This is a genomic window from Paracoccus aerius (assembly GCF_014656455.1).
Classification (GTDB): Bacteria; Pseudomonadota; Alphaproteobacteria; order Rhodobacterales; family Rhodobacteraceae; genus Paracoccus; species Paracoccus aerius.
In genome coordinates, this window is the sequence record NZ_BNCL01000076.1 from 1 (window position 1) to 1,839 (window position 1,839).

Genomic DNA, 1,839 nt, shown 5'->3' on the forward strand with positions numbered 1-1,839 from the left:
CCACCTCGATCATACACCTCGATGGCCACCCGAGATTACACCGAACGTGCCGGTGAAATTACACCACGTGCTCGGACACTACCCCGGCCCCTGCTGCGGGCGGCGCCTGTAACGAGGCTCAAAGCCAGAGCACCTGATGGGAGAGGAAGGGCAGGGCCGTGCGGATCGCCACCTACAACATCAACGGCATCAATGGCCGGCTTGAGACGCTGCTGGCCTGGCTGGCTGAGACACAGCCCGACATCGTCTGCCTGCAGGAGCTGAAGACGCCGCAGGCGAAGTTCCCGGAGCGGCAGCTGGCCAAAGCTGGCTACGCTTCCGTCTGGCACGGCCAGAGCCGCTGGAACGGCGTGGCGATCCTGTCGCGCGGCAGCGAGCCGGTGCTCACGCGCCGCGGCTTGCCCCGGGATCCTGATCCCAGCCAGAGCCGCTATATCGAGGCGGCGGTGAATGGCATCCTGGTGGGCTGCCTTTATGCCCCAAATGGAAATCCAGTGCCCGGGCCGAAATGGGACTATAAGCTCAAATGGTTGAAGCAGTTCAGCGCCCATGCGAAACAGCTGCTCGCTTTGAACGTGCCGGTGATCCTCGCCGGCGACTACAACATCATTCCCACCGAGCGCGATGTCTATAACCCGGACCGCTGGCGCGATGATGCCCTGTTTCTGCCAGAGGTCCGAAAGGCCTATGCGTCTCTTCTGAAGGAAGGCTGGTGTGATGCCATTGCGGTAATCCATCCCGCCATGCCCGTTTACACCTTCTGGGATTATCTGCGCCAGGCATGGCAGCGGAATGCCGGGTTGCGGCTCGATCACCTGCTGCTCTCGCCCGATTTGGCAGCAAGGCTCAAGGACGCCGGTGTTGATGGGGAGATGCGCGGCCGGCCGAAAGCCAGCGATCATGCGCCGGCCTGGATTGTGCTCGACATCACGTGATCCGAATTATCCTTGAAGATCAAAACTGATCCCCCGATGAGAGGCTTTCCTGCCGGAGATGGTTTCTGTAGTGCGACAGGCATCAGAGGAGACCGTCATGGACATCAACTATAATGAGCTGTCCCTTGAGCAGCTGAAAGAGATCAACAAGAGATCCGCAGCCGCCATTGCCGATTTCGAGAACCGCGCAAAAAAGGACGCCATCCAGAAGGCGACCGAGATTGCCAAGGCCGCGGGCTTTGCCTCGCTTGAAGACATGCTGGTCGCTCAGCCCGCCAAGCAAAAGGCGGAGCCGAAATACCGCCATCCGGAAAACCCCGAGCTGACCTGGAGCGGTCGCGGCCGAAAGCCCGGCTGGATTGCCGAAGCCCTGGAAGCCGGAAAGTCGCTCGACGATTTCGCGATCTGATGGTTCGCTCTAACTGTGGGATATGCGCTCAAGGGAATGCGCATGCCTCATCCAATTATCCGGCTGGCATAACTGCTAAACCTCTTCCGCTGCCATCTGTCTCAGCGTTCAACAGTTTTCTTCCGAAAGGGTTCATCATGGCCACAGGTACCGTCAAATGGTTCAACGCCACCAAAGGGTTTGGCTTCATCCAGCCCGATGATGGCGGGCAAGATGTCTTCGTGCATATCTCGGCGGTCCAGCGTTCGGGCTTGGCCGAGTTGGTCGACGGCCAGAAGGTGTCCTATGACCTGGAGCGTGACAAACGCTCGGGCAAGATGTCGGCCGGCAATCTGCAAGCAGGGTGAGCGGGGGGTGCCGTCCTTCTTCACCACCCCATTGCTTCTGGTGAGGACACACCGCCGGGCAAGGTCTGAACCGCCCCGGGTTCACCGGAGAGTTTGTGGTTCAATGATTAGGCTGCTTTTTCGGCTGCGTTCAAGCTTGCGTAGAAGG

The 1,839-nt window shown here is 59.8% G+C and carries 3 protein-coding genes; all 3 read left to right on the plus strand.

Annotated features, from left to right (window positions below; translation table 11 throughout):
* Positions 1–158 precede the first annotated feature (158 nt).
* Positions 159–935 (plus strand): exodeoxyribonuclease III, encoded by a 777-nt coding sequence (locus IE224_RS20715; protein ID WP_191313406.1) that lies wholly within the window; start codon positions 159–161, stop codon positions 933–935.
* Positions 936–1,032: 97 nt separating this feature from the next.
* On the plus strand, positions 1,033–1,344 hold the full coding sequence (locus IE224_RS20720; RefSeq protein WP_229849502.1) for an H-NS histone family protein: 312 nt from the start codon (positions 1,033–1,035) through the stop codon (positions 1,342–1,344).
* A gap of 137 nt (positions 1,345–1,481) precedes the next feature.
* Entirely contained in the window at positions 1,482–1,691 is a 210-nt protein-coding gene (locus IE224_RS20725; RefSeq protein WP_191313410.1) for a cold-shock protein, read from the plus strand.
* Positions 1,692–1,839 lie beyond the last annotated feature (148 nt).